This is a genomic window from Streptomyces sp. NPDC127092, assembly GCF_042722475.1.
GTDB lineage: Bacteria > Actinomycetota > Actinomycetes > Streptomycetales > Streptomycetaceae > Streptomyces.
On record NZ_JBHXFE010000021.1, the window covers coordinates 83,270 to 105,861 of the forward strand.

General features: G+C 73.7%; 20 protein-coding genes. 10 read left to right on the forward strand and 10 right to left on the reverse strand.

Annotated elements, in window-relative coordinates:
• Positions 1 to 7: 7 nt before the first annotated feature.
• From ACFWJO_RS19140 to ACFWJO_RS19160, 5 genes are all read right to left on the reverse strand, one after another.
• The gene (locus tag ACFWJO_RS19140; protein ID WP_386866567.1) at positions 8 to 928 is read right to left on the reverse strand and encodes a dihydrodipicolinate synthase family protein; all 921 of its coding nucleotides are present in this window, start codon (positions 926 to 928) and stop codon (positions 8 to 10) included.
• 74 nt (positions 929 to 1,002) lie between these two features.
• On the reverse strand, positions 1,003 to 2,490 hold the full coding sequence (locus ACFWJO_RS19145; protein WP_386866569.1) for an FAD-dependent oxidoreductase: 1,488 nt from the start codon (positions 2,488 to 2,490) through the stop codon (positions 1,003 to 1,005).
• Positions 2,471 to 2,782, reverse strand: coding sequence for a (2Fe-2S)-binding protein (locus tag ACFWJO_RS19150; RefSeq protein WP_386866571.1), 312 nt, complete (start codon positions 2,780 to 2,782; stop codon positions 2,471 to 2,473). Before ACFWJO_RS19150 ends, ACFWJO_RS19145 begins: the two co-directional genes overlap by 20 nt.
• 64 nt (positions 2,783 to 2,846) lie before the next feature.
• Positions 2,847 to 4,010 (reverse strand): NAD(P)/FAD-dependent oxidoreductase, encoded by a 1,164-nt coding sequence (locus ACFWJO_RS19155; protein WP_386866573.1) that lies wholly within the window; start codon positions 4,008 to 4,010, stop codon positions 2,847 to 2,849.
• 104 nt (positions 4,011 to 4,114) lie between these two features.
• Complete coding sequence (locus ACFWJO_RS19160) at positions 4,115 to 6,445, reverse strand: collagenase (RefSeq protein ID WP_386866574.1); 2,331 nt, start codon at positions 6,443 to 6,445, stop codon at positions 4,115 to 4,117.
• A gap of 241 nt (positions 6,446 to 6,686) precedes the next feature.
• Between ACFWJO_RS19160 and ACFWJO_RS19165 the strand changes: the two genes are divergently transcribed.
• The 3 genes from ACFWJO_RS19165 (at position 6,687) to ACFWJO_RS19175 (ending at position 10,131) form a co-directional block, all read left to right on the forward strand.
• Complete coding sequence (locus ACFWJO_RS19165) at positions 6,687 to 7,277, forward strand: HD domain-containing protein (RefSeq protein ID WP_386866576.1); 591 nt, start codon at positions 6,687 to 6,689, stop codon at positions 7,275 to 7,277.
• A gap of 42 nt (positions 7,278 to 7,319) precedes the next feature.
• Positions 7,320 to 7,913 carry a TetR/AcrR family transcriptional regulator gene (locus ACFWJO_RS19170; RefSeq protein ID WP_386866578.1) on the forward strand — a complete coding sequence of 198 codons (594 nt, stop codon included), beginning with the start codon at positions 7,320 to 7,322 and terminating at the stop codon, positions 7,911 to 7,913.
• A 145-nt stretch (positions 7,914 to 8,058) separates the two neighbouring features.
• Positions 8,059 to 10,131, forward strand: a complete 2,073-nt coding sequence (locus tag ACFWJO_RS19175) for a discoidin domain-containing protein (RefSeq protein ID WP_386866579.1) — start codon at positions 8,059 to 8,061, stop codon at positions 10,129 to 10,131.
• A 92-nt stretch (positions 10,132 to 10,223) separates the two neighbouring features.
• On the opposite strand, the gene ACFWJO_RS19180 is transcribed toward ACFWJO_RS19175, so the two are convergent.
• A complete protein-coding gene (locus tag ACFWJO_RS19180; protein WP_386866581.1) occupies positions 10,224 to 11,552 on the reverse strand; it encodes a YncE family protein in 1,329 nt (442 codons plus the stop codon).
• 304 nt (positions 11,553 to 11,856) lie between these two features.
• Here ACFWJO_RS19180 and ACFWJO_RS19185 point away from each other — a divergent pair, with 304 nt between their 5' ends.
• The 3 genes from ACFWJO_RS19185 to ACFWJO_RS19195 all read left to right on the forward strand — a co-directional run bounded on the left by ACFWJO_RS19185 (position 11,857) and on the right by ACFWJO_RS19195 (position 15,053).
• Positions 11,857 to 13,068, forward strand: a complete 1,212-nt coding sequence (locus tag ACFWJO_RS19185; RefSeq protein WP_386866583.1) for a sensor histidine kinase — start codon at positions 11,857 to 11,859, stop codon at positions 13,066 to 13,068.
• On the forward strand, positions 13,056 to 13,709 hold the full coding sequence (locus ACFWJO_RS19190) for a response regulator (protein WP_386866585.1): 654 nt from the start codon (positions 13,056 to 13,058) through the stop codon (positions 13,707 to 13,709). Before ACFWJO_RS19185 ends, ACFWJO_RS19190 begins: the two co-directional genes overlap by 13 nt.
• Before the next feature lie 753 nt (positions 13,710 to 14,462).
• Positions 14,463 to 15,053 carry a cysteine hydrolase family protein gene (locus tag ACFWJO_RS19195; protein WP_386866661.1) on the forward strand — a complete coding sequence of 197 codons (591 nt, stop codon included), beginning with the start codon at positions 14,463 to 14,465 and terminating at the stop codon, positions 15,051 to 15,053.
• A 139-nt stretch (positions 15,054 to 15,192) separates the two neighbouring features.
• On the opposite strand, the gene lexA is transcribed toward ACFWJO_RS19195, so the two are convergent.
• On the reverse strand, positions 15,193 to 15,888 hold the full coding sequence (gene lexA / locus ACFWJO_RS19200) for a transcriptional repressor LexA (protein WP_385689144.1): 696 nt from the start codon (positions 15,886 to 15,888) through the stop codon (positions 15,193 to 15,195).
• A gap of 151 nt (positions 15,889 to 16,039) precedes the next feature.
• Between lexA and ACFWJO_RS19205 the strand changes: the two genes are divergently transcribed.
• Positions 16,040 to 16,996, forward strand: a complete 957-nt coding sequence (locus ACFWJO_RS19205) for a hypothetical protein (RefSeq protein WP_386866587.1) — start codon at positions 16,040 to 16,042, stop codon at positions 16,994 to 16,996.
• A gap of 15 nt (positions 16,997 to 17,011) precedes the next feature.
• On the opposite strand, the gene ACFWJO_RS19210 is transcribed toward ACFWJO_RS19205, so the two are convergent.
• Entirely contained in the window at positions 17,012 to 17,632 is a 621-nt protein-coding gene (locus tag ACFWJO_RS19210) for an L-threonylcarbamoyladenylate synthase (RefSeq protein ID WP_384409446.1), read from the reverse strand.
• Positions 17,633 to 17,796: 164 nt separating this feature from the next.
• Between ACFWJO_RS19210 and ACFWJO_RS19215 the strand changes: the two genes are divergently transcribed.
• Genes ACFWJO_RS19215 through ACFWJO_RS19225 form a run of 3 tightly spaced genes read left to right on the forward strand, consistent with a single transcriptional unit; the run spans position 17,797 to position 21,401 of the window.
• Positions 17,797 to 19,485, forward strand: coding sequence for a thiamine pyrophosphate-binding protein (locus ACFWJO_RS19215; protein WP_386866589.1), 1,689 nt, complete (start codon positions 17,797 to 17,799; stop codon positions 19,483 to 19,485).
• Positions 19,482 to 20,744, forward strand: coding sequence for a Glu/Leu/Phe/Val dehydrogenase dimerization domain-containing protein (locus tag ACFWJO_RS19220; protein ID WP_386866591.1), 1,263 nt, complete (start codon positions 19,482 to 19,484; stop codon positions 20,742 to 20,744). Before ACFWJO_RS19215 ends, ACFWJO_RS19220 begins: the two co-directional genes overlap by 4 nt.
• A 33-nt stretch (positions 20,745 to 20,777) precedes the next feature.
• Positions 20,778 to 21,401 carry a TetR/AcrR family transcriptional regulator gene (locus tag ACFWJO_RS19225; protein ID WP_386866593.1) on the forward strand — a complete coding sequence of 208 codons (624 nt, stop codon included), beginning with the start codon at positions 20,778 to 20,780 and terminating at the stop codon, positions 21,399 to 21,401.
• 105 nt (positions 21,402 to 21,506) lie between these two features.
• On the opposite strand, the gene ACFWJO_RS19230 is transcribed toward ACFWJO_RS19225, so the two are convergent.
• Together ACFWJO_RS19230 and ACFWJO_RS19235 are read right to left on the reverse strand one after the other, a co-directional pair.
• Positions 21,507 to 21,770, reverse strand: a complete 264-nt coding sequence (locus tag ACFWJO_RS19230; RefSeq protein WP_386866595.1) for a hypothetical protein — start codon at positions 21,768 to 21,770, stop codon at positions 21,507 to 21,509.
• Between the two features lie 123 nt (positions 21,771 to 21,893).
• Positions 21,894 to 22,550 carry a hypothetical protein gene (locus ACFWJO_RS19235; protein WP_386866597.1) on the reverse strand — a complete coding sequence of 219 codons (657 nt, stop codon included), beginning with the start codon at positions 22,548 to 22,550 and terminating at the stop codon, positions 21,894 to 21,896.
• Positions 22,551 to 22,592: the final 42 nt, after the last annotated feature.

Sequence of the window (22,592 nt, forward strand, 5' to 3'; positions counted from 1 at the left end):
TGACCTCTCAGTGGTGGCCGTCGGCCAGGGCCTTCTCGGTGGCGGCGCGCACGGCGGCGGCCGTGGCTCCGGTGAGCGGGAGGCGGGGCGGCCGCGTGGGGCCGCCGGGCCGGCCGGCGAGGTCCATGGAGGCCTTGATGGCCTGCACGAACTCCGTCTTGGAGTCCCAGCGGAGCAGCGGGTGCAGCGACTTGTAGAGGGGCAGCGCGGTGGCCAGGTCGCCGGCGACGGCGGCGTGGTAGAGCTCGGCGCAGGAGGCCGGGAGCGCGTTGGGGTAGCCGGCGATCCAGCCGACCGCGCCCGCCAGGGCCAGTTCGAGCAGCACGTCGTCCGCGCCGATCAGCAGGTCGAGGTCCGGGGCCAGTTCGGCGATCTCGTAGGCGCGGCGGACGTCGCCGCTGAACTCCTTGACCGCCACGATGTCTCCGGCGGCGTGGAGCCGGGCGAGGAGGGCGGGCGTCAGGTCGACCTTGGTGTCGATCGGGTTGTTGTACGCGACGATCGGGAGGCCGGCCTTCGCGACCTCGGCGTAGTGGGCGAGGACGGTGGGCTCGTCCGCGCGGAACGCGTTGGGCGGCAGCAGCAGCACCGAGCCGGCGCCGGCCTCGGCGGCCTGCTCGGCCCAGCGCCGGGACTCCGCGCTGCCGTAGGCGGCGACGCCGGGCATGACCCGCGCGCCGTCACCGGCGGCCTCGACCGCCGTACGGACCACCTGGGCCCGCTCCTCGTCGGTGAGGGTCTGGTACTCGCCCAGGGATCCGTTGGGTACGACGCCGTCGCAGCCGTTCTCGATCAGCCAGCGGACGTGTTCCGCGTAGGCGTCGTGGTCGACCGAGAGGTCGTCGCGCAGCGGGAGGGCGGTGGCGACCATGATGCCGCGCCAGGGGCGGGTGGGGCTCCAGTGGGAGGCGGTCACGCTCTCGCTCATCGGCAACTCTCCTTAGTAGTGTGTGACATTTTATTGAGTGGTGTACGTCGGTCACAAGACCGTGGCGGAGGAAATCAGTTCAGGTCGACGGGCAGCGAGGCCAGTTGGCGCAGCGGGACCGGGCAGGCGAGGGGGCGGCGGTCGGGCGCCGGGGGCACGGCGGCGCCGTCGGCCGCGGCCGCGCCGCACAGTGCCGCGACGGCCTGGCCGCACATCCGGCCCTGGCACCAGCCCATGCCCGCACGGGTCAGCAGCTTCACCGTCCGCGCGTCACGCGCGCCCAGTTCCGTGACGGCCTCGCGGACCTCGCCCGCCGTGACCTCCTCGCAGCGGCACACGTCTGCGGCGTCGGCGAGCCAGTCGGTCCAGCCCGCGCCGGGACGGTGCGCCGAGCCCATCGCGTCGGCGAAGGCGCGGAGGCGGGCGCGGGCGCGGCGCAGGGGCGCGGGGGCGGCGGGCGCGGTGGCACCGGGCCGAACGGCACGTGCGGCGTCCGCGGCGTGTGCGGTGTCCGTGGCGAGTGCGGCCCGTGCGATCGAATGGGCGGCCAGAGCGCCTTCCACCAGGGCCAGTTGGGCGCCGCCGATGCCGCCGGTCTCGCCCGCCGACCAGATGCCCGGCACCGAGGTGCGCAGGTCGTCGGTGAGGGCGAGGGCGACCGTGCCGTCCGCGGCCGTCCGGGTCGCGCAGCCCAGCGCCGTCGCCAGGGACAGTTCGGGGACCAGGCCGTGACCGACCGCCACCGCGTCGCACGGGATGCGGCGGGCGGTGCCGGGGACCGGGCGCCAGTCGCGGTCCAGGCGGGCGACCGTGACGGCCTCCACCCGGTCCGTTCCGTGCGCCTCGACCACGGCGTGCCGGGTCAGCAACCGGGTGTGGTGGCGGACGAGCGCGGAGCCGTAGTGGGCGCCCTCGACGAGTTTGGCCGGGTTGCGCAGGAGGGTGGCCGCGTGGGCGGCGTAACCGCCGTACCCGGACGCCTCGGCGACGGCCGGGACCCGCGCTCCGGCGGCCGACAGGGAGGCGGCGACGGCGAGCAGCAGCGGGCCGCTGCCGGCGACGACGATCCGCCGGCCCGGCAGCACCAGACCGCCCTTGAGCATGGCCTGCGCGCCGCCCGCGCCGACCACCCCGGGCAGCGTCCAGCCGGGGAACGGGAGTTGGCGCTCGTACGAGCCGGTGGCGAGGAGGACCGCGCGGGCGGTGACGGGTGCGGGTGGCTCGGCGGCGCCGTCGGTGCGGGCGTGGACGGACCAGGAGCCGGTGTCGCCCGCCGGCGTGACCGTCCAGACGTGGTGGTTCGGCAGGTAGCCGACCCGGCCCTGCCGGCGGTGCGCCTCCAGGCGCCGCGTGAGTGCCGCGAAGGGCCGCCAGTCGTGGTGCAGGGCCTGGGGGCGCGCCGCGCCGAGGCCGGGCGCCGGGTGGCGGTAGTACTGGCCGCCGGGGCGGGCACCCGCGTCGAGCAGGGTCACCGTGAGGCCGAGGTCCGCGGCCGTGACGGCGGCGGCGAGGCCGGCCGGGCCCGCCCCGACGACGGCGAGGTCAGCGGTCGAGTGCGGCACGGCCCGTTCCTTCCTGGGTGGTGACGGTGTCGCCCGGGCGGGCCTGCACCGTGCACGCGCGCTGGTTCGGGCGGCCGTTGACGGTGACCAGGCAGTCGTAGCACTGGCCGATGCCGCAGAAGACTCCGCGCGGCGCGGCGCCGTTCCGGGTGGTGCGCCAGGCGAGGATGCCGGCCGACCACAGCACCGCGGCGACGGACTGGCCTTCCTGGGCCGGGAGTTCGCGGTCGTCGAAGGTCAGGGTGAAGGTGGTGCGCGGCGCGCCGCCCACGAGGTCGCGCGGGGTCGTCAAGGCGTGGCTCCTGGGTGGTCGGTGGGTGCGTCGGGGCCGTTGCGGCGGCGGCCGCTTCCGTTCGTCATCCGGCTTCTCCCTCGTGGTGGGCGAAGTCCCGGGACGGCGAGAAGGGCGTCGGGTCCATGGGCGGTTCCGAGCCGGTGAGGGCCGCCGCGACCATCGCTCCGGTCGCCGGGGCCAGACCGATGCCCGCGCCCTCGTGGCCGCAGGCGTGGTGCAGCCCCGGGACCCTCGGGTCGGCGCCGATCGCCGGGAGGTGGTCCGGGAGGTACGGGCGGAAGCCGTGGTACGCGCGGATCACCTCGACGTCGGCGAGGAAGGGGAAGAGCCCGGCGGCCTGGGTCGCGAGGCGGCGCAGGGCCTCCAGGGAGAGCGAGCGGTCGAAGCCGACGCGCTCGCGGGTGGCGCCGATGAGGACCGGGCCGGACGGTGTGCCCTCCACCACCGCGGAGGACTGCAGCGACGCGGAGCCGCTGGCGACGTCCGCGACGTAGTCCGCCGCGTACACCTTGTGGCGGACCATGCGGGGCAGCGGTTCGGTGACCAGGACGAAGCCGCGGCGTGGCAGGACGGGGAGGTGCGTGCCCGCGAGGCGGGCCACTTCCCCGCCCCAGGTTCCGGCGGCGTTCACCACGGCCGGGGCGAGGAGTTCGCGGCGGGTCGTGCGGACGCCCGCGATTCCGCCGCTCGGCGTGCGCAGGATCTCCGTGACCTCCTCGCCGAGGTGGACCGGCACCCGGGCCGCCTCCAGGAGCCGCGCGGCGGCCTTGGCCGGCTGGACCTGGGCGTCCTGCGGGTAGCGGAAGCCGCCCGCCTGGTCCGGTGAGAGGTGGGGTTCGAGTGTGGTCAGGTCCTCGGCGGCGATCTCGTCGGCGCGGACGCCCGCGGTCCGTTGCGACTCGGCGAACACGCGGAGGGCCTTCAGGGTGGGCTCGTCGTGCGCCACGACGAGCCCACCCTTCGGCTCGTACTCGATGTCCGCCGGGAGTGCGTCGGACAGCTCGCGCCAGAGTCTCGTGGACAGCAGCGCGAGGTCGAGCTCGGGGCCCGCCCCCTTGTCGGAGACGAGCAGATTGCCTTCCCCGGCACCTGTGGTGCCGCCCGCGACGGGACCGCGGTCGACGACGGCGACGGTGAGTCCGGAGCGGGCCGCGTAGTACGCGCAGGCGGCTCCGACGACGCCGGCACCGATGATCACGGCGTCCAGGGAGTGTCTCTTGGGCACGACAGTAATATGTCACATTCTTCAGGCGGTGCCCAGGGGTTCCGGCCCCCGGGCACCGGGTTGACGGTGGGTCAGGTGATGACCAAGGTGCTGACCAGTGGTGATCAGGTGCGGAGCGGGCCCTCGCAGCGGTAGCTCGACGTGCCCGCCGTCCTCGTGGACCAGATCTCCACGGGGCCGAAGGAGCAGTTCATGTCGTCGAGGTTGTTCAGACGGGCTTCCGAGGCACGGTCCAGGATGAAGTAGTCGACCGTCTCGGACATGTCCTTGAAGACCTGGTCCCCGCTGTTCGCGTTGCTCAGGTTGGCGGTGATCCGGCCGGTGCAGACGAAGCGCCGCTTGCCCGGGTCGCCGTTCTCGACGCAGTCCGGGTTGCTGTAGGTGGCGCCGGCGAAGGCCGTCCTGACGCCCGCCACGGTGGAGTACGTGAGCTGCTCGTTGGGCGTGAACGTGGTGTTCGGCACGAACAGGTCGTTGACCTTGGCGATCTGGGCGTCGAGGAAGCGGTCGTAGGCCGCCTGGAGGCCGGCGTCGGCGCTGAGGCGTTCGCGCCAGGCGTCGTAGCCCGCGACGTCGTTGGCGCGCAGCCGCGCGTACATCTCGCGGAGCTGGGACGGCCGCTCGGTCCACAGGAACTCGAAGAAGGTGCCCGCGTAGTTGTAGAAGCGGAAGCCGTCGCCGTCGTAGGTGGCGTGCAGGAGCTGGCGCACGCTCATGCGAGGGCCGCCGCCGGCCGTGTCGTTGATGATGCCGCGGACCAGGGACTTGCGGACGGCGATGCCGTTGTCGCGGGTGGCTCCGTCGAAGAACTCGGCGGTGCCCTCGTCCATGGCCGTGGTCCGGTCGCCCTCGTACCAGGGGCCTTCGCCGAAGAAGCCGGGGACCGCGAAGCGGCCGTTGAGGTAGTGCGTGTACTCGTGACGGAAGAGCTCTTCGAGGGTGAGCGTGGAGTCCTGCGGGACGCGGCGCTGGTAGGTGTAGAAGGTGGCGCCGTTCTCGATGTAGATGCCGCCATTGTTGGTGGAGTACCCGGTGAGGATCGGGTGGTAGTTCTCGTAGTCGGCGCGGGAGGCGTAGAGGACGATGTTGAGGGTGGTGTTGGGGTCTCCGGCGAGCGGCTGCTCGGTGCCGAGTACGCGGTGGTACTGGGCCTTGACCTGCTTGCTCGCGTAGTAGAGCTGGTCGACGGTGGCCCGGTCGAGGCCGGTGCGGACCTTGATGGCGCCGTTGTCGTAGGTGTACGTGTACGGGAAGATGCGCTTCTCGATGTCGGCCTTGCAGACGTTGTAGGGCGCGCAGGCCTCGTAGAAGTTGAGCCAGTTGACCAGGCTCGCCCACGGCGCGCTGCCGGCGCCGAAGCGGGACTCGACCGGGGCGAGGAGGCCGCCGAGATCGGCGGTGACCGCGTCCTTGAGGCCGGATATCTGGCCGAAGCGGCCGTACTCGGAGAGCGCGTCGCGGACCACCCAGGCGTTGGCCGTGCCCTTGAGGTGGGTGTGGCCGGCGAAGGCCTTGAAGGCGGCCCGGTAGGCGGGGTCGGCCTTGGCGGCGGCGTGGAACGCGGTGTCCTGGTTGCCGGGGTAGACGCCGAGGTAGTTGACGGACAGCGCGGCGAGGGCGGCGCCGCCCCAGGTGGGGTCCTGATTGGTCGCGGTGTGCGCGCCGTCCATGGTGGCGAGGACCTTGACGATGAGGCCGAGCTGGTGCTGGCGCAGGCCGGGTGCGCTGCCGATGTAGAGGGCCTCGCGCAGGGTGCGGGCGTTGGAGGCGGTGGCGTCGAAGGTGCGGGCGGCGTTGCCGAGGTCGGCGATCGCGCGGCGGACCGCGTCGACGGTGGGGGCGTCGGTGATGTCGATCTCGATGCGCGAGAAGTCGTGGTAGGCCACCGCGTGGAGGTAGGTGAACATCTCCTCCAGGTGGGTGGAGTTCCGGCCGTCGTGGGCGGCGGCCAGAGTGGAGATCCGGCGGGCGACGGCCTGCACGTGGGCGTCGGACATCACCGGGGCGAGGCGGGCGTCCCAGGTCCAGATGAGGTTGCGCAGACAGCCGTCGGCGGTGACGGCGGGGTCGGCGAGGAAGTCGGCGAACTGCTCGGGTGACAGGCCCGTGACGCCGTCGAGGGTGCAGGGGACGCCCGCGGCGAGGGCCGGTGCGGTGGTGCGGGCCGCCCTGGCCTTCGGCGTGGCGGGGCCGGGGACGCGGGCCTGGATGCCGCCGGGGGCGGGGGCCGGAGCGGGCTTCGCGACGCGGGCGTCGGCGAGGTGCTCGACCTCGTCGAAGGGGTTGGGCGCGGGTGCGGGGAAGGCCGCGGGGGCCTGCGCGCGGGCCGGGGCGGGTCGCTCGGCGGCCTGGACGGACTGTCCGGCGGAGGCGACGAGGGTCACCGCGACGGCGGTGGCGAGGAGGGAGCTGCGCACGACTCTGTGCTGGGACAACCTGGACTCCTGGAAGTGGGGGATGGCGTGCGCGCGGCGAACTCCCCTGGCTCGCAGGGGAGTTGACGGTCGTCGAGCTCACCGCGCGAGCTGTAACATAGTAATGTGAAATTGCACTGACAAGGTCTGCGTACCCGTCAGTTCGGAAAGCCGACACGGAACGGCCCCTTCCGCCGGTCGCGGCCAGGCCGTATCTTCCGGATCCTGGCCGGGTCCGAAAGAAACGGCCTAGCCTGATCCGATGCCCGCCGCCCCGCTCCTCTCCCTCGCCCTGGACGACCTCGACGACCCGCCGCTACGGCCGCTGCCCGGCCCCGTCGCCGAACTCCTCGCCCGACTGGCAGCGCCGCCGCGCCTGGTGGCGCATCTGCGGGCCGTGCACGACGTCGCCGTACGCCTTCTCGACGAACTCACGCAGCGGTTCCCCGATCTGGAGGTGGACCGCCAGGCGGTGCTCTTCGGCGCCGCCACGCACGACATCGGCAAGGTCCGGCACCGCGCCGAACTGTCCGGGCCGGGCTCCGCCCACGAACCCGCCGGCCGGGACCTCCTGCTCGCCGAGGGCGTGCCGCCGCGGCTCGCCCGGTTCGCCGCGACCCACGCGGCGTGGGGCGGGCCGGGCATCGGGATCGAGGACCTGCTGGTGAGCCTCGCCGTCAAGGTGTGGAAGAACAGGCGCTTGCCCGAGCTCGAGGACCTGGTCGTGGCCCGGCTCGCGGCCCGCGGGAGGGAGCGGTGGGAGGTGTTCCTGGAGCTCGACGACGTGCTCGGGGGCATCGGGGCGGACGCGGACGCGCGGCTCGCGTTCCAGGGGGCGTACCCGGTGGTGTGAGCGCGCGGGCGGTTACCCTGGCGCCCGACGCGAGGAGGCAGCATGGCACGGATGCCGTCGGCGGAGCGACGCCGGCAGTTGGTCGAGGCGGCGGTCCGGGTCATGGCCAGGGACGGGGTGGCGCGGGCGACGACGCGGGCGATCTGCGCCGAGGCGGAGGTCTCGCTCAGCGTCTTCCACTACTGCTTCGACTCCAAGCAGGAGCTCCTGGAGGCGGCGATCGGCTCCATCACCGGCACCTACGTGGCCCGCGTGATGTCGGCGGTCGAGCCGCGCGCGACGCTGCGCGAGACGGTGCGGGCCGCGCTCGGGACGTACTGGGATCACGTGACGGAGCACCCGGCCGAGCACATGCTCACCTACGAACTGACCCAGTACGCGCTGCGCGAGGAGGGCTTCGAACGGCTCGCACGGGCCCAGTACGAGCAGTACGTGGCGTCCGCCGTGGTCCTCGTCGAGCAGGTGTGCGCGGTGCGCGGCATCGCGCCCAAGGTGCCGGTGGAACTGGTCGCGCGGGTGCTCGCGGCGACGATCGACGGGCTCACCCTCCAGTACCTCGTGCTCGGGGACGACCGCGCCGCCGAGGCGCTGCTCGACGCGACCGCCGACCACCTGGTGGCGCTCGTCGAGGGCTGAGCGATCGTCAACAGGTCATGTGACCCGGACTCTTGACTCACTCCGCGTTCCTCGCGATCCTCGGCCCGGAGCCGCTGTTACCGCAAGAAACACCCCTGGACGGCTCGCAGCCCGGTATCCCCCATGACCGAAGGCATCGCTGACCATGAATCGACCATCAACACGCGGGGCGGGCGGCCGGTTCGCGCTCGTGTCCCTGTTCATCGCCCTGGCCACCGTCGTCTTCGGCGCCGGTCCGGTCCCCGCCGCCGACACGGGCGGCTCCTGGTGGGAGCCTGCCGCCCGTCCGGCGCCCGACTCCCAGATCAACGTCACGGGCGCGCCGTTCACGGGGACGGACGCCTCCGGCAAGGTGCGCGGCTTCGTCGACGCCCACAACCACCTCATGTCCAACGAGGGCTTCGGCGGCCGCATGATCTGCGGCCAGACCTTCTCCGCCGCGGGGATCGCCGACGCGCTCAAGGACTGTCCCGAGCACTACCCCGACGGTTCGGGCGCGCTCTTCGAGCACCTCACCGGCGGTGACAACGGCAAGCACGACCCCGTCGGCTGGCCCACCTTCACGCACTGGCCGGCCCACGACTCCCTGAGCCACCAGCAGAACTACTACGCGTGGGTCGAGCGGGCCTGGCGCGGCGGCCAGCGGGTCCTGGTCAACGACCTCGTCACCAACGGCCTCATCTGCTCGCTCCTGCCGCGGGACCGCGGCTGCGACGAGATGGACGCGATCCGTCTGGAGGCGCGCAAGACCTACGAGCTGCAGGACTACGTGGACCGGATGTACGGCGGCCCGGGCAAGGGCTGGTTCCGCGTCGTCACGGACTCGGCGCAGGCCCGCTCGGTGATCGAGCAGGGCAAGCTCGCGGTCGTCCTCGGCGTGGAGACCTCGGAGCCGTTCGGCTGCAAGATGATCCTCGACGTCGCCCAGTGCGACCAGGCGGACATCGACAAGGGGCTCGACGAGCTGTACGGCCTCGGCGTGCGCAGCATGTTCCTGTGCCACAAGTTCGACAACGCGCTGTGCGGCGTCCGCTTCGACAGCGGCACCACCGGTGTCGCGGTCAACATCGGCCAGTTCCTGTCCACCGGGACGTTCTGGGCGACGGAGAAGTGCGCGGGCCCGCAGACCGACAACCCGATCGGCCTGGCCGCCGCCCCGGCCGCGATGGCCGAGAAGCTGCCGGCCGGCGTGACCGTCCCCTCGTACGCCTCCGACGCCCGGTGCAACAAGCGCGGACTCACCCGGCTCGGCGAGTACGCCGTGAAGGGCATGATGCAGCGCGGGATGATGCTGGAGCTGGACCACATGAGCGTCAAGGCGGCGGGCCGGGCGCTCGACATCCTGGAGTCCGAGGAGTACCCGGGCGTCCTGTCCACCCACAGCTGGATGGACCTGGACTGGACCGAGCGGCTCTACCGCCTCGGCGGCTTCGTCGCCCCGTACATGCACGGCGCCGAGGGCTTCGTCGGCGAGGCCGCGCAGAAGGCGGACCTGCGGAAGAAGTACGGCGTCGGCCTCGGGTACGGCACCGACATGAACGGTGTCGGCGGCTGGCCGGGTCCGGTCGGCGAGAGCGCCCCGAACGCGGTGAAGTACCCGTTCAAGAGCTTCGACGGCGGCTCGGTGCTCGACCGGCAGGTGACGGGCGAACGCACCTGGGACCTCAACAAGGACGGTGCCGCGCACAACGGTCTGGTCCCGGACTGGATCGAGCAGATCCGCCTCACGCCGGGCGGTCCGGCCGTCGTGGAGGAGCTGTCGCGCGGCGCCGAGTCGTACCTGACGACCTGGAAGGCCACCGAGCGGCACGAGCTCGGCGTGAACCTCGCGTCCGGGGCGCCGACCGCCGCGAGCACCACCCAGTGGTGGAACCCGTTCGTGGACTACTCGCCGGGACTCGCCACCGACGGGAACACCGGCACCCGCTGGGCCAGCGAGTGGTCCGACGACCAGTGGTGGCAGGTGGACCTCGGTTCGTCCCGCAGGGTCGGCCGGGTCACCCTCGACTGGGAGGCGGCCTACGCGCGGGCGTACCGGATCGAACTGTCGGACGACGGCAGCACCTGGCGCTCGGTGTGGTCCACGGACTCCGGTGACGGTGGCTACGACACGGCGGAGTTCGCCTCGCAGCCGGCCCGTTACGTGCGGGTCCACGGCGAGCGGCGGGCGACCGGCTGGGGCTATTCGCTCTACGAGGTGAAGGTCACCAGGTCCTGATCCGCCGGGCGTCGAAGGGGTCGACGTACGGAGGGGCCTGCCGGGAGTGCCCGGCAGGCCCCTTTCCGCCATGACGGCGCGTCGGCTCGGTGTCAGCCGGTCGTGGGGCCGGTCCAGTCGGCGGGCACGTGGGCGAGCCGTACGCGCTGGGGGTGGTCGCCGACCTGGACGGAGGCGACCCGCTCGCCGGTGGCGAAGTCGATCGCGCTGACCCGGTCGGCGCCGCTCTCCGAGACGACGCAGGAGCGGCCGTCGCCGCTGACGGTGGCCCAGTACGGCTTGGCGGTCTCGACCAGCGGACCATGGGCGAGGGTCGCGCGGTCGACGACGGTCGCGTAGTCGTCCATGGTGCCGGCGACGCACAGCTTGGTGCCGTCGGGGCTCATCGAGAGGCCGTGGTGGCGGGAGTCGTTGACCCAGGTGGTGCGGTCGGGGTCGGTCGCCGGGTTGCCGGGCAGCGTCTTCAGGCGCGTGATCCGGTCGGTGGCCACGTCGTACTCGAGGAAGCCGTTGAAGAAGGAGACCTGGAAGTAGATCTTCTTCTCGTCGGGCGTGAAGACGAGGGGGCGCACGGCGTCGGAGAGGTCGCCGCGGCCGAAGGCGTCGAGCCGTTCGCGCATGTCGATGACGCGTACCGTCCTGAAGGTGTTCGCGTCGACGACGGTGATCTTCCGGTCGCCCTTGGTCCAGTCGAGCCAGGGGGCGTCGAGGGCGGTGGTGACCTCGCCGATGGACATGTTCCAGAGCAGTCCGTCGGAGGTGAAGACGTTCTCGTGGGGCTTGGCGCCGGTCTTGAAGGAGCCGAGCTGGCGGCCGGTGACGACGTCGAGGACGTGCACGGTGTCGGCGGTGGACGCGGAGACGGCGACGCGGGTGCCGTCGGGCGAGACGGCCATGTGGTCGGAGCGGTAACCGGCCACGGGGAAGCGCCAGTTGATCCGGCCGGTGCGCAGGTCCACGGAGACCACGTCGGCGAAGCTGGGCCGGGAGACGACCATCGCGGAGCCGTCGGGCGTGGCGTACATGTCGTCGACGAACTGGTCGTGGCCCTCGCCCGGCCCGTTTCGCACGCCCAGGAAGAAGGCCAGCTTGACCGGGTCGAGGTAGATCTCCCGCATCCGCTCCTCGCGGTCGGGGATGACGTTGACGCGCCCGACCCGGCGGAACTCCCCGCGGGACTCGATCACGTCGGCGGTGCCGTCCCAGTTGTTGCCGACGAACATCACCTCGCGGAGTCCGGCGGCGCTGCGCCCCACGTCGGCGGCGGCCGGGGCCGCGGCGGCCGGCGCGGCGGTGGCGCCGGAGCCGGCGACGGCGGCGAGCAGCGCGAGCGCGGCGGCGAGGGAGCCGCCGATCCGCCGGCGCCGGCCGCGCGGGGACCGCGGGAGGGGTTCGGGACGGGGCGTACGGGGAGAGGGCATGGGGGTTCCTTCTTCCGGCTCCGGACAGGGCTTACCGGCGGTAAGCGAGCAAGGCTCCCCCGAGGGAAGCATGACCGTACCGCCCTCAACAAGCCCTCGGCACGGGCCTGTTACCCCTCAGTACGACCTCCGGGCACAACAGCCGCACACCGCCTTCGCATCGTCCACAAATCGGCTGGTAGCGGCCCTGCCGGCCGGTGCGCACTCGGGCAGAATGCGGGACGACGGGGACGGTCGGGGGCATGGTGGTACGGGAGGCACGGTCTTGCCGGTGGGGTCCTTATCCGCGGCGTGGGCGCGATCCGTGACGTGGTCGCGGTCCATGGTCTGGTCGCGGTCCATGGGGTGGTGCGCCGCGACCGCGGCGCGTGCGCGGCGGCAGTCCAAGGGCGTGGGGTCCGCGCTCCAGCGCGCCCGGTCCTTCATGATCCTCACCACCCTCCTGTACCGCGCGAGCCATCTCACCGTCGGCGTCCTCGCGGTCGCCCAGCGCCGCTCCGGCCAGCCGTTGCCCTACCTGGGAATGGCGGCCGCGCTCGGCCTGAGCCTGCTCGTGTACGGAACCGCCCTGCGGCGCGGCTGGTTCGACGCCCGGCACGTACGGGCCGACGTCCTCGTCACCGGCTGCCTGCTGCCCTTCGCCCTGTACGCGTGGGGCGGGCTGCGGGAGACGCCGGCGATCGGCTGGGCCATGCTGCTCGGCGGTTCGGCGAGCGCCGCCGCGGCCATCGCCCTCCCCCGGCTCCAGGCCCTCGTGGCCGTCGCCCTGCTCGTCGCGACCCACCTCGTCGGCTACCACCTGGTGGGCGCGAGCCGGGCCGTGCTCGGCGGACACCTCAACTCGCTGCTGTCCTCCGCCGTGATGGCCTGGGTCATGTGGTGGTACCTGCGCCGGCAGGGCCGGCTGCTCGACGAGGCGAACGCCCGCGCGCTCGCCGCCGAGACCCAGAAGGCCCGTTACGCCGAACGGCTCGACCACCACCGGGCGCTGCACGACACCGTGCTCGCCACCCTGACCACGCTCGCGGCCGGCGGGATCGACGCCAACGCGCCCGAGGTGCGGGAGCGTTGCGCCCGCGAGGCCGCGTACCTGCGCCGGCTCGTGCAGCAGACCGCCGAGGAGGTCCACCACCCCGCGATGGGCGCCGCCCTGGAGGAGGCCGTCAGCTCCGTGGAGAGCCTCCGGCTGCGGGTCACCGCCCAGTACCACGACCTGCCCGAGGTGCCGCCCGCCGTCGCCGCCGCGTTCGCCGACGCAGCCCGCGAGGCCCTCAACAACGTGCGCCGCCACGCGGGCACCGGTCACGCCTATCTCACCGCGACCGGCGAGGCCGACGGAGCGGGCGCCGTGGTGACGGTCGTCGACCGGGGACCGGGCTTCGACCCCGAGCACCACGTGCCCGGCTTCGGGCTGCGCGGATCCGTGCACGCCCGGATGGCCGAGGTGGGCGGCCGGGCCGTCGTCGACACCGCGCCCGGCGAAGGCGTACGGGTGGAGCTGCGATGGCCGGCGTGATCACCGTCGCCGTGGTCGACGACGACCGGATGCTGCTCGACGGCATGCGGTCCTGGCTGGGCCGCGTACCGGAGCTGCGGCTGGTGGCCACAGCGGCCACGGTCGGGGAACTGCTGGCCACGGTGACTCCTGCCGACGCTCCGGCGCCGCCGGACATCGTGCTGCTCGACCTGATGCTCCGCGACGACTCGGCCCCGGCCGACAACATCCGGCGGCTGCTCGCCGCCGGCAGCCGGGTCCTGGTGATCAGCACCGTCCCCGACCGCACCCGGGTCATCGAGTCCCTGCGGGCCGGCGCCGACGGCTATCTGACCAAGGACAACGACCTGCCGACCCTCGTCGCCGCCATCAAGGAGGTGGTGGCCGGACACGGTGCCCACTCCCCCGAACTCGCCTTCGCCTGCGCCCACGACGACAGCCCCTCCCGGCCGAGACTCTCGCCGCGCGAACGGGAGATCCTGCTCGACTACGCGTCCGGCCTGACCCTCAAGTCCGCCGCCCGGCGCGCCGGAATCACCGTGCACACGGCGAAGGACTACCTCGACCGGGTCAAGGCCAAGTACCAGCAGGCCGGCCGCCCCGCGTACACGAAGATCGACCTCGCCCGACGGGTCCGCGAGGACAGTCTCGACGCCGGGTGACCCCACCCCGCAAGCCCCCCAAACGGACGGCTGCAAGCGGCACCCGGCCGCTTCCTATCGTCGTCCCCGACGCGCCGCCGAGCGGGCCGGAGCGGGAGGCGGATGACGGATCCGCACGCCCGCACCGGCCCGGCCCGTCGGGAACCGTGGACCGGGATGAGGAGATGAGCCCGCCTCGCCGTGGTCCTCGGGAAGCCCGCTCGGGGCGCGACGGGCGGTCTTCGTCGGCGGCGAACCGGGCTTGGGGAAGACCCGGTTCGCCGCCGGGATGATCGCCGGGGCGAGGGCGGTGGCGATGCACGCGGTCCGGGGAGGGCCGGGACGGTGGACGGGGCCGTTCCTGACCGCCCCTGACCGAGGCATCGCTGCCCTCGCCCGCACCAGGCGGCCGCCCGTGCCCGGGGGGGCCGGGCGGCCACCGCCGGCGTCCTCGCCCGGCCGGGCGAGTCCCCGACGCCCGGCCGGGCGAGCCCCCGCTCGGCTGCCCGACCGCCCGACTGACCGACTGAACGACTGACGGACTGACCGGGAGATCGGGGGAATCGGGGAATCGGGGAATCGGGGAATCGGGCCCCGCTCGACGATCAGGGCGGCGGCGATGTCCGGATCTGCAAGTCACATGACATTGCCGCCATCCAGGGCCGGTTCGTAGCGTGGACGCACGGCCACCGGGCCACCGCGCGAAGCGGTCGCGGCCCGCTCCTCCGGCCGTGTCCGACCACACCCCGAGAAGGGACACCCATGTCCACCAGCATGCCTTCGACCAGCCTGCGCGAGCTCAGCGGCTTCGACCAGACCCCGGCCTCGCTCGCCGCGTCGACGCTGATCCTCGTCGACTACCAGAACACCTACACCCAGGGCGTGCTCGAGCTGACCGGCTGGGAGACGGCCCTCGACGCCGCCGCCGAGCTGCTGGCCAAGGCCCGGGCCGCCGGCGCCGAGGTCATCCACGTCATCAACGACGGCGGCGAGGGCACCCCCTACGACATCCGTGCCGAGATCGGGCAGATCCACCCGCGGGTGGCGCCGGCCGAGGGCGAGCAGGTCGTGGTGAAGACCGCGCCCGACGCGTTCGTCGGCACCGGTCTCGGGGAGCTCCTGGACGCCGCGGGCCACAAGGACGTCGTCGTCGCCGGGTTCATGACCCACATGTGCGTGGCGTTCACGTCCGCCGGCGCCTTCCTGCGGGGCAACCGCCCGACGGTCGTGGCCGACGCGTGTGCCACGCGCCCGCTGGCCACGCCCGGCGGCGTGGTCTCCGCCGAACAGCTGCACCTCGGCGCGCTCGCGACCATCGGTGACGTGTACGGGGTCGTGGTGCCCGACGCCTCGGCGCTGAACTGAGCCGGAGTCCGGCCGCCCGAGTCGAGGCCGGTGCGCCCGGTGCCGCTGTGCGGGGACGGGGGTCCGGCACAGCGGTGGCCGGTCGCCGCGGTGGCCGGTCGCCGCGGTGGCCGGCCGCCGTCGAAGCCCGGCCGGAGGCTCAGAGGCGGCGCAGGACGGACACGACCTTGCCGAGGACGACCGCCTCGTCGCCCGGAATCGGCTCGTAACGGGGGTTGGCCGGGTTGAGCCAGACGTGCGGGCCGTCGTGGGAGAGGCGCTTGACGGTGGCCTCGCCGTCCAGCATGGCGGCGACGATGTCGCCGTCGTCTGCGGTGTCCTGGGCGCGCACGACGACCACGTCGCCGTCCTCGATGTGGGCGTCGCGCATGGAGTCGCCGACGACGGTCACGGCGAACAGCCGGCCGGCGCCGACGACCTGGGCGGGCAGCACGAGGGTGTCCTCGACCATCTCCTCCGCCGTGATGGGCACGCCTGCCGCGATCCGGCCGACCAGCGGCACGGTCACCGCCTGGCGCTCGCCCTCCCGCTCCAGACGGCTCTCGCGGCCGCTGTCGGCCGCGTCGTCGTCCGGCCTGGCGTCGGCGAGGACGTAGGCGCGCGGACGCTGCGGGTCCTGGCGCAGGAAGCCCTTCTTCTCCAGGGCCCGGATCTGGTGCGAGACGCTGGACGTGCTGAGCAGACCGGCACCCGCGGCGATCTCGCGCATCGAGGGCGGGAACCCGTGCCGCCGGGTGTGGGTGCGGATGATGTCGAGGATCTGCTGCTGGCGCTGGGTCAGCCCGTCGTGGTTGATCCGGGTGCCCGGCGGCCGGCCGGCACGGTTTCTGCCCATGGTCGGCCTCCGTTCTTCCGTTTCTGCGTCTTCTGCGTCGGTTCGTCGTTCTGTCATGCCGTTTCGCCGATGAGGGCACACTAACCCGGCCCGCCGACATCGCAGCAGGTCGGGTGCCCCGGCTGTCGGTCACGGCTGACAGCATGGCTCCATGATCAGCACGGAGACCATGGTGACGGCCGCCCGGACGATGGCGGAGGCGGCCTGGGACCTCGACGGGTCCGCGAACGGGCTGGGGGAGCTCGCCGACCGGCTCGGGCAGCCGGCCGAGGTGTACGGGGACGCGGCGCGACTCGTGCTGCCGGTGAGCCGGCCCGCCGCGGACGCCCTCGCGCAGGCGCGTGAGTTCCGGCGTGTCGGGGACGCGCTGCGCGAGGAACTGGGTCTGCCGGGCTTCCTCGGGGCGCACGGCCACCGCCGCCCGCCCGGCCCGCGGACGGATCCCCGCTGGGGCCGGCCCTTCCTGCGCTGGTGGCGCGGCGGGACCACCCTGGAGCTGCGGGCGGGCGCCGAGGGACCGGAGCTCGTGCTCGAACCGAGCGGCATCTGGGAGCAGTGGTACCAGCGGGAAGGCACGGGCTTCCTGGGAGTCGGGCAGGACTCCGGTCTCGGCATCGACCATCCGCGCCACGAGCAGCCGCGCGACTGGGAGGACCTGGGCCTCGGCCTGGCCGTCCTGCTGCGCACGCTCCCGGCGGAGACGTACGCGCTCGGCATCGCGCACAGCATGCCGCTGTACGGGCGGATCCCCGGCACGGCGACGCCGCTGCTGTTCTGCATCACGTCCGACACGCGTCTCCGCCTCGACTTCACCGAGTACGACGTCGCCGAGACGGCCCGCGGGGAGCACGCCGCCGCTCTCGGCTGGTCGCGCGGGGAGTCGCTGCCGCCGGGCCGTCAGGATCCGCGCCTCGACGGCGAGGCCCCGTGGCGGACCGACGCGGGCGGTCCGGGCGAGGTCGACGCGGGTGCCGTGGCGCGGCTGCTGGTCCGCACGGCGATCGCGGCCGGCGTCGAGCGGCCCGCGGACCTGCTGCTGGGCGGCGAGGCCGAGTACCGCCCTCCGTACGAGTTCGCCTTCCCCGGCCTGGGGCTGCGGACGGTCTGACGGGAGGGGCCCCGGTCACTCGAAGCGCGTCGGGTCACCGGCCCCGCGCCGTACGATCTCGGGCTCACCGCCGGAGAAGTCGACGACGGTCGTGGGTTCGGTGCCGCAGTCGCCCGAGTCCAGGACGGCGTCGACGAGGTGGTCGAGCCGGTCCTTGATCTCCCAGCCCTGGGTCATCGGCTCGTCCTCGTCGGGCATGAGCAGGGTGCTCGACACCAGGGGCTCGCCGAGTTCGGCCAGCAGGGCGCGGGCGACGTTGTGGTCGGGGATGCGGACGCCGACGGTCTTCTTCTTGGGGTGCATCAGGCGGCGCGGGACCTCCCGCGTCGCGGGCAGGATGAAGGTGTAGCTGCCCGGCGTCGCCGCCTTGACCGCGCGGAAGACGTTGTTGTCGACGTGGACGAACTGCCCGAGCTGGGCGAAGTTCTCGCACACCAGGGTGAAGTGGTGCCGGTCGTCGAGGCGTCGGATGGACCGGATCCGCTCGAGTCCCTCGTGGTTGCCGATCCGGCAGCCCAGCGCGAAGCAGGAGTCCGTGGGGTACGCGATGAGCGCTCCGGTCCGGAGGCTGTCGACCACGGTGCCGATGGTGCGCGGCTGCGGGGACTGCGGGTGGACGTCGAAGTACTTGGCCATTTTCCGACCCTACGGGATCCCCGGTGGAATCGTTCCCGCCCCGCGCTCGCGCCCCCCCGGGGCGGTGACCTCCCTCCAGGCGTTGACAGTCGCACCCACCGCTCCTGATACTGACTGACGGTTCAGTCAGTAGGCCCGTTGCCCGCACCCTGCCAGGAGAGACCGTGTCCGACCTCCCGACCGAGCCGGCCCCCGGGTCACGCGAGGCCCCGGGCCACGGCCGGCCCCTCACCGGCGCCGGGTCGCTCACCGGCGGCGAGGCCGTCGTCCGCGCGCTGGCCGCGCACGGCGTGACGGACGCGTTCGGCATTCCCGGGACGCACAACCTGGAGATCTACCGCCATCTCCGCCCCTACGGAATCCGGCATGTGACGAGCCGTCATGAGCAGGGCGCGGGCTACGCCGCTGACGCCTACGCCCGGCTGTCCGGCCGTCCGGGCGTCGCGGTCACCACCACGGGTCCCGCGCTCCTGAACATCGCGGCGGCGGTGGGCCAGGCGTACTCCGACAGCGTTCCCCTGCTCGTGGTGTCGCCCGGCATGCCGCTGCGGCACCCTCGGCAGTCGACCGGTCTGCTGCACGAGATGCGCAGCCAGACGGACGCGCTGCGGGGCGTGGCCGCGGTCAGCCACCGGGTGTCCTCCGTCGACGAGATCGGTGCGGCTGTGGCGCGGGCCTTCACCCTCTTCCGTACGCGCCGGCCCCGGCCCGTGCACATCGAGGTGCCGCTGGACCTGCTGGAAGCCGTCGAACCGGCCGGGCCCGTCCGCATCGCGCCGCCCACCGGGCCCGCGCTGCCCGATCCGGCCGCGGTCCGCGCGGCGGCGGACGCGCTGTCCGCGGCCCGCCGGCCGGCGCTCGTCCTGGGCGGCGGCGCGCGGGCTGCCTCGGCCGAGTGCCGGGCGCTCGCCGCCCTGCTCGGCGCGCCGGTGGTCACCACCGCCAACGGCAAGGGCGTCGTGGACGAGCGGCATCCGCTGTCGCTGGGCGTGTCCCTGCACAGCCCGGCCGTGCAGAAGTGGCTGGCGGACCGCGACGTGGTGCTCGCCGTCGGCACGGAGCTCGCCGAGTCCGACGTCTGGGGTCCGCTGCCGGCGCTCGGCGGAAGCCTGATCCGGGTCGACCTCGACCCGGCCCAGATGTACGCGGGTCTCCCGGCGGACGTCCCGCTGGTCGGGGACGCGGCAGCGGTCCTCGGCGCGCTGCTCGACGCGTGCCGGGGGCGGGACCGTGACGCCGCGGGCCGCGACGACGAGGCCGACGTCGGTGCGCTCGTCACCGATCTGCGCACCACCCGCGACGACGAGACCCGTACGCGCGACGCGCGCTGGCGGCCGTATCTGCGGGAGATGCGCCGGGTGCTCGCGGAGGACGCCGTCATCACCTCCGACAGCGCCCGGTGCTGCTACTACGGCGCGCTGCCGCACCTGCCGGTCGGCCCCGAGGGACGCTTCCTCCACCCGACCGGGTTCGGCACCCTCGGTTACGCGCTCCCCGCCGCCATCGGCGCCAAGACCGCGTGCCCCGGCCGGCAGGTGGTGGCCCTGAGCGGTGACGGCGGGCTGCAGTTCTCCGTGCAGGAGCTCGCCACGGCCGTACAGTCGGGCCTGCCGCTGCCGGTCGTGGTCTTCGACAACGGCGGGTACGGCGAGATCCGCGAGGAGATGGCGGCGCGCGGGGACGAGCCCGTGGCCGTCGACCTGCCGGCGGTCGACCTGCCGGCGCTGGCCCGGGCGTACGGCGGGCGGGGCGCCGTCACCCGCTCGCCGGAGGAACTCGCCGCCGCCCTGTCCACGGCCCTGACCGCCCCCGGCCCCACCATCGTCACCGTCCCCGAGGAGTCCGCCCGATGACGACGTCCGCCCCTGCCCCGGCCACTGCCCCGGTCCCGGCCGCTGCCCCGGTCCCGGCCTCTTCCGCCGGCCCCGCGCCGGGCGCCGCCCCGCTCCTCTCGGTCACCTGGACCGACCAGGTGACGGGACGTCAGGGCTTTCTGGTCATCGACCGGCTGGTGCGCGGTGTGTCCAGCGGCGGGCTGCGGATGCGCGCGGGCTGCACCCTCGACGAGGTCACCGGACTCGCCCGCGGCATGACGATGAAGGAGGCCCTGCACTACGACCCGCGGGCCCGCTACGTCCCGCTCGGCGGCGCCAAGGGCGGCATCGACTGCGACCCGCGCGACCCCGAGGCGTACGGCGTGCTCGTCCGCTATCTGCGCGCGATGCGCCCGTACGTCGAGCGGTTCTGGACCACCGGCGAGGACCTGGGGCTCACCCAGGACCTGGTGGACCGGGCGGTGGCCGAGGCGGGCCTGGTCTCCTCCGTGCAGGCGGTCTACCCGCTGCTCGACGACGAGGCCGCGGCGCGGCGGCGGCTCGCCGACGCGTTCGCGGTGGAAGTCGACGGCATCGGGCTCGACGAGCTGGCCGGCGGCTGCGGTGTCGCGGAGTCCGTGCTGACCGCGCTGGACCGGGCCGGGGTGCCGCACGCGGGGACGCGCGTCGCGGTGCAGGGCTTCGGGACGATGGGCGGGGCGACCGCCCGCTTCCTGGCCGCGGCCGGGCTGCGGGTGGTGGCGGTGGCCGACGTCAAGGGCACCGTCGCCAACCCCGAGGGACTGGACGTCGAGGCGCTCCTGGCCGCGCGCGACGCGTACGGCACGGTGGACCGGGCCGCGCTGCGTCCCGGCGACGCCGAACTGCCCGGCGACGCCTGGCTGTCGGCGGACGCCGACGTACTGGTCCCGGCGGCCGTGTCGTACGCGGTCGACGCGGACAACGAGGCCGGGATCACGGCCCGCTGGGTCGTGGAGGCGGCCAACATGCCGGTCCTCGCGGAGGCGGAGGAACGCCTGGCGGCCCGGGGGATCACGGTCCTTCCGGACGTCGTGGTCAACTCGGCCACCAACGCATGGTGGTGGTGGACGCTGTTCGGTGACATCGGCGCCGACGCGGACGAGGCCTTCGCGCACATCCGGCACGCCATGCGGGCGTTGGTCGGACAGGTACTGGACCGCGCCGAGGCGGACGGGACCACGCCACGGGTCGCGGCGCACCGCCTGGTCGCCGACCGGCTGCCGGAGATCGCCGGACGCTTCGGCTGCTACGCATGACGCTTCCCGTGGTGGCCTGTGTAGGGTGAGCCCGTGGCCAGAGTCCGGTTGAGCGTGGAGGAACGGCGGGCGGAGATCCTGCGCGTCGCCGTCGAGCAGATCGAGGCCCGCGGCATCGGCAACGTGCGTCTGTCGGACGTCGCTTCGGCCCTCGGAGTCAGCAGCTCGCTGGTGCTGTACCACTTCTCCACCAAGGAGCTCCTCGTCGCCGAGGCCTTCGCCCACGCGGCCGAGGGCGACCTCGCCCAGCTGCGCGCGATCGTGGACAAGCCGCGCACCAGCGCCACCCGGCGACTGCGGTCGGCGGTGCGCTGGTACGCGCCGACCGGACAGGCCAAGGGCTGGCGGCTGTGGATCGAGGGCTGGGCCGCCGCACTGCGCGAACCCGCGCTGCGCAAGGTCACCCACGACCTCGACCGTCGGTGGAAGGCCGCGATCGCCGAGGTCGTGGCGGAGGGCGTGGCCGCCGGCGAGTTCGTCTGCGACAGCCCGGAGGACACGGCCTGGCGGCTCACCGCCCTGCTCGACGGACTGGCCGTGCAGACCACCTCGTACGGAGGAGCGCTCAGCCGCGCCACGATGCTGGAGTGGGTCGACGACGCACTCGTCCGCGAACTCGGCATCGGCCGCGAGGCCCTGACCACCGGCAGGCGCTGAGCCACCGGCAGATGCTGAACCGTCGGCAGGCCCTGATCGCCGGCAGACTCTGAACCGTCGGCGGACGCTGAGCCACCGGCAGGCGCTGACGCGCCCGGTGCGCCGCTATCTGCCCGTGACGCGGATCCGCAGCTCGTACGGGGCTCCGCTGCTGATGGCCCGGGCCTGGTCGAGGAGGTCGGCCGGGGTGAAGCCGAGCAGCGACCGCTCGGCCGCCGCCCGCAGCAGCGGCACGATCGTCTCGACGGGCCGCCCGCGGTGGGAGGCGGCGAGGGCGGCGAAGGCCTCCTGGTACGGCACGTCGTACCCGCTCGCGCTGTCCGCGAGCAGATGGTCGAGCTGCCGCCGGTCCACACTGATCTCACCCATGACCGCTCCCTCGCGCCCGTGGGTCCGGCGTCTTCCGGACCCTTCTCCCCCGACGTTACGAGGAGGGTCTGACAACGCCCGGCCACGGCCGCCCGACGGCCGCCGTCGCCCGTACCCGGCGGCCTACGGCCGGGGCGTGCCGTCCCACCGCCAGCTGGTGCGGAGCGGGTGTCCGGCGAGCGGGGCGCGGCCGGTGGCCCACAGCAGGGTGGGCCAGGGTGCCGTGTCGGAGGGCGCGTCCGGGAAGAGCCGGGCGAGGGTCCTCGCGCAGAGCGCGGCGGGCGGCTCCCAGGTCAGACCGAGGCCCTGCGCGAGGTCGTGGGTGTGGACCAGGGTCTCGACGATGCCCATGGCCGCGAAGCCCTCGGGGTCCGACACCCCGAAGCAGTGGTAGGCGCGGGTCTCGGCGGGCGTGGTGCGCACCATGGCGACCAGCAGCGCCCCGCACGCCTCCAGGACCTGGAGCAGTCCGGCGGGGCCCGCGGTCCGGTCGGCGTGGACGGCGTTCTGGGGACCTCCGGGGCGCCGGCTGTGCCAGACGAAGGGCACGTCGGCGTCCAGGGGCGGTGCGGAGGGGCCCAGTTGCACGGCGTACGCGAAGAGGTCGTCGGCGAGGTGCTCGACGGTCTCCCAGCAGTCCCACTCCAGTGAGCCGGCGTTGCCGTCCCACGCCTCGGGCGGGGCCTCGCGCAGCGCGGCCACGGCGAGGCGTACGGCGTGGTGGAGGTCTTCGGCGGTGACGGGCGGCCTGGAGGCGCCGTTCTCGGATGATGGGTACATGGCGGGACGGTACCGCGACCTGACCCCGGCACGGCCACCCTT

Excerpts from the sequence above, each read along its gene's own strand:
- ACFWJO_RS19180 (WP_386866581.1), bottom strand. The coding sequence starts at position 11,552 with ATGCCCTCTCCCCGTACGCCCCGTCCCGAACCCCTCCCGCGGTCCCCG.
- ACFWJO_RS19230 (WP_386866595.1), bottom strand. The coding sequence starts at position 21,770 with ATGGGTGAGATCAGTGTGGACCGGCGGCAGCTCGACCATCTGCTCGCG.
- ACFWJO_RS19235 (WP_386866597.1), bottom strand. The coding sequence starts at position 22,550 with ATGTACCCATCATCCGAGAACGGCGCCTCCAGGCCGCCCGTCACCGCC.
- ACFWJO_RS19210 (WP_384409446.1), bottom strand. The coding sequence starts at position 17,632 with ATGGCCAAGTACTTCGACGTCCACCCGCAGTCCCCGCAGCCGCGCACC.
- ACFWJO_RS19175 (WP_386866579.1), top strand. The coding sequence starts at position 8,059 with ATGAATCGACCATCAACACGCGGGGCGGGCGGCCGGTTCGCGCTCGTG.
- ACFWJO_RS19205 (WP_386866587.1), top strand. The coding sequence starts at position 16,040 with ATGATCAGCACGGAGACCATGGTGACGGCCGCCCGGACGATGGCGGAG.
- ACFWJO_RS19195 (WP_386866661.1), top strand. The coding sequence starts at position 14,463 with ATGCCTTCGACCAGCCTGCGCGAGCTCAGCGGCTTCGACCAGACCCCG.
- ACFWJO_RS19220 (WP_386866591.1), top strand. The coding sequence starts at position 19,482 with ATGACGACGTCCGCCCCTGCCCCGGCCACTGCCCCGGTCCCGGCCGCT.
- ACFWJO_RS19190 (WP_386866585.1), top strand. The coding sequence starts at position 13,056 with ATGGCCGGCGTGATCACCGTCGCCGTGGTCGACGACGACCGGATGCTG.
- ACFWJO_RS19170 (WP_386866578.1), top strand. The coding sequence starts at position 7,320 with ATGGCACGGATGCCGTCGGCGGAGCGACGCCGGCAGTTGGTCGAGGCG.
- ACFWJO_RS19165 (WP_386866576.1), top strand. The coding sequence starts at position 6,687 with ATGCCCGCCGCCCCGCTCCTCTCCCTCGCCCTGGACGACCTCGACGAC.
- ACFWJO_RS19140 (WP_386866567.1), bottom strand. The coding sequence starts at position 928 with ATGAGCGAGAGCGTGACCGCCTCCCACTGGAGCCCCACCCGCCCCTGG.
- lexA (WP_385689144.1), bottom strand. The coding sequence starts at position 15,888 with ATGGGCAGAAACCGTGCCGGCCGGCCGCCGGGCACCCGGATCAACCAC.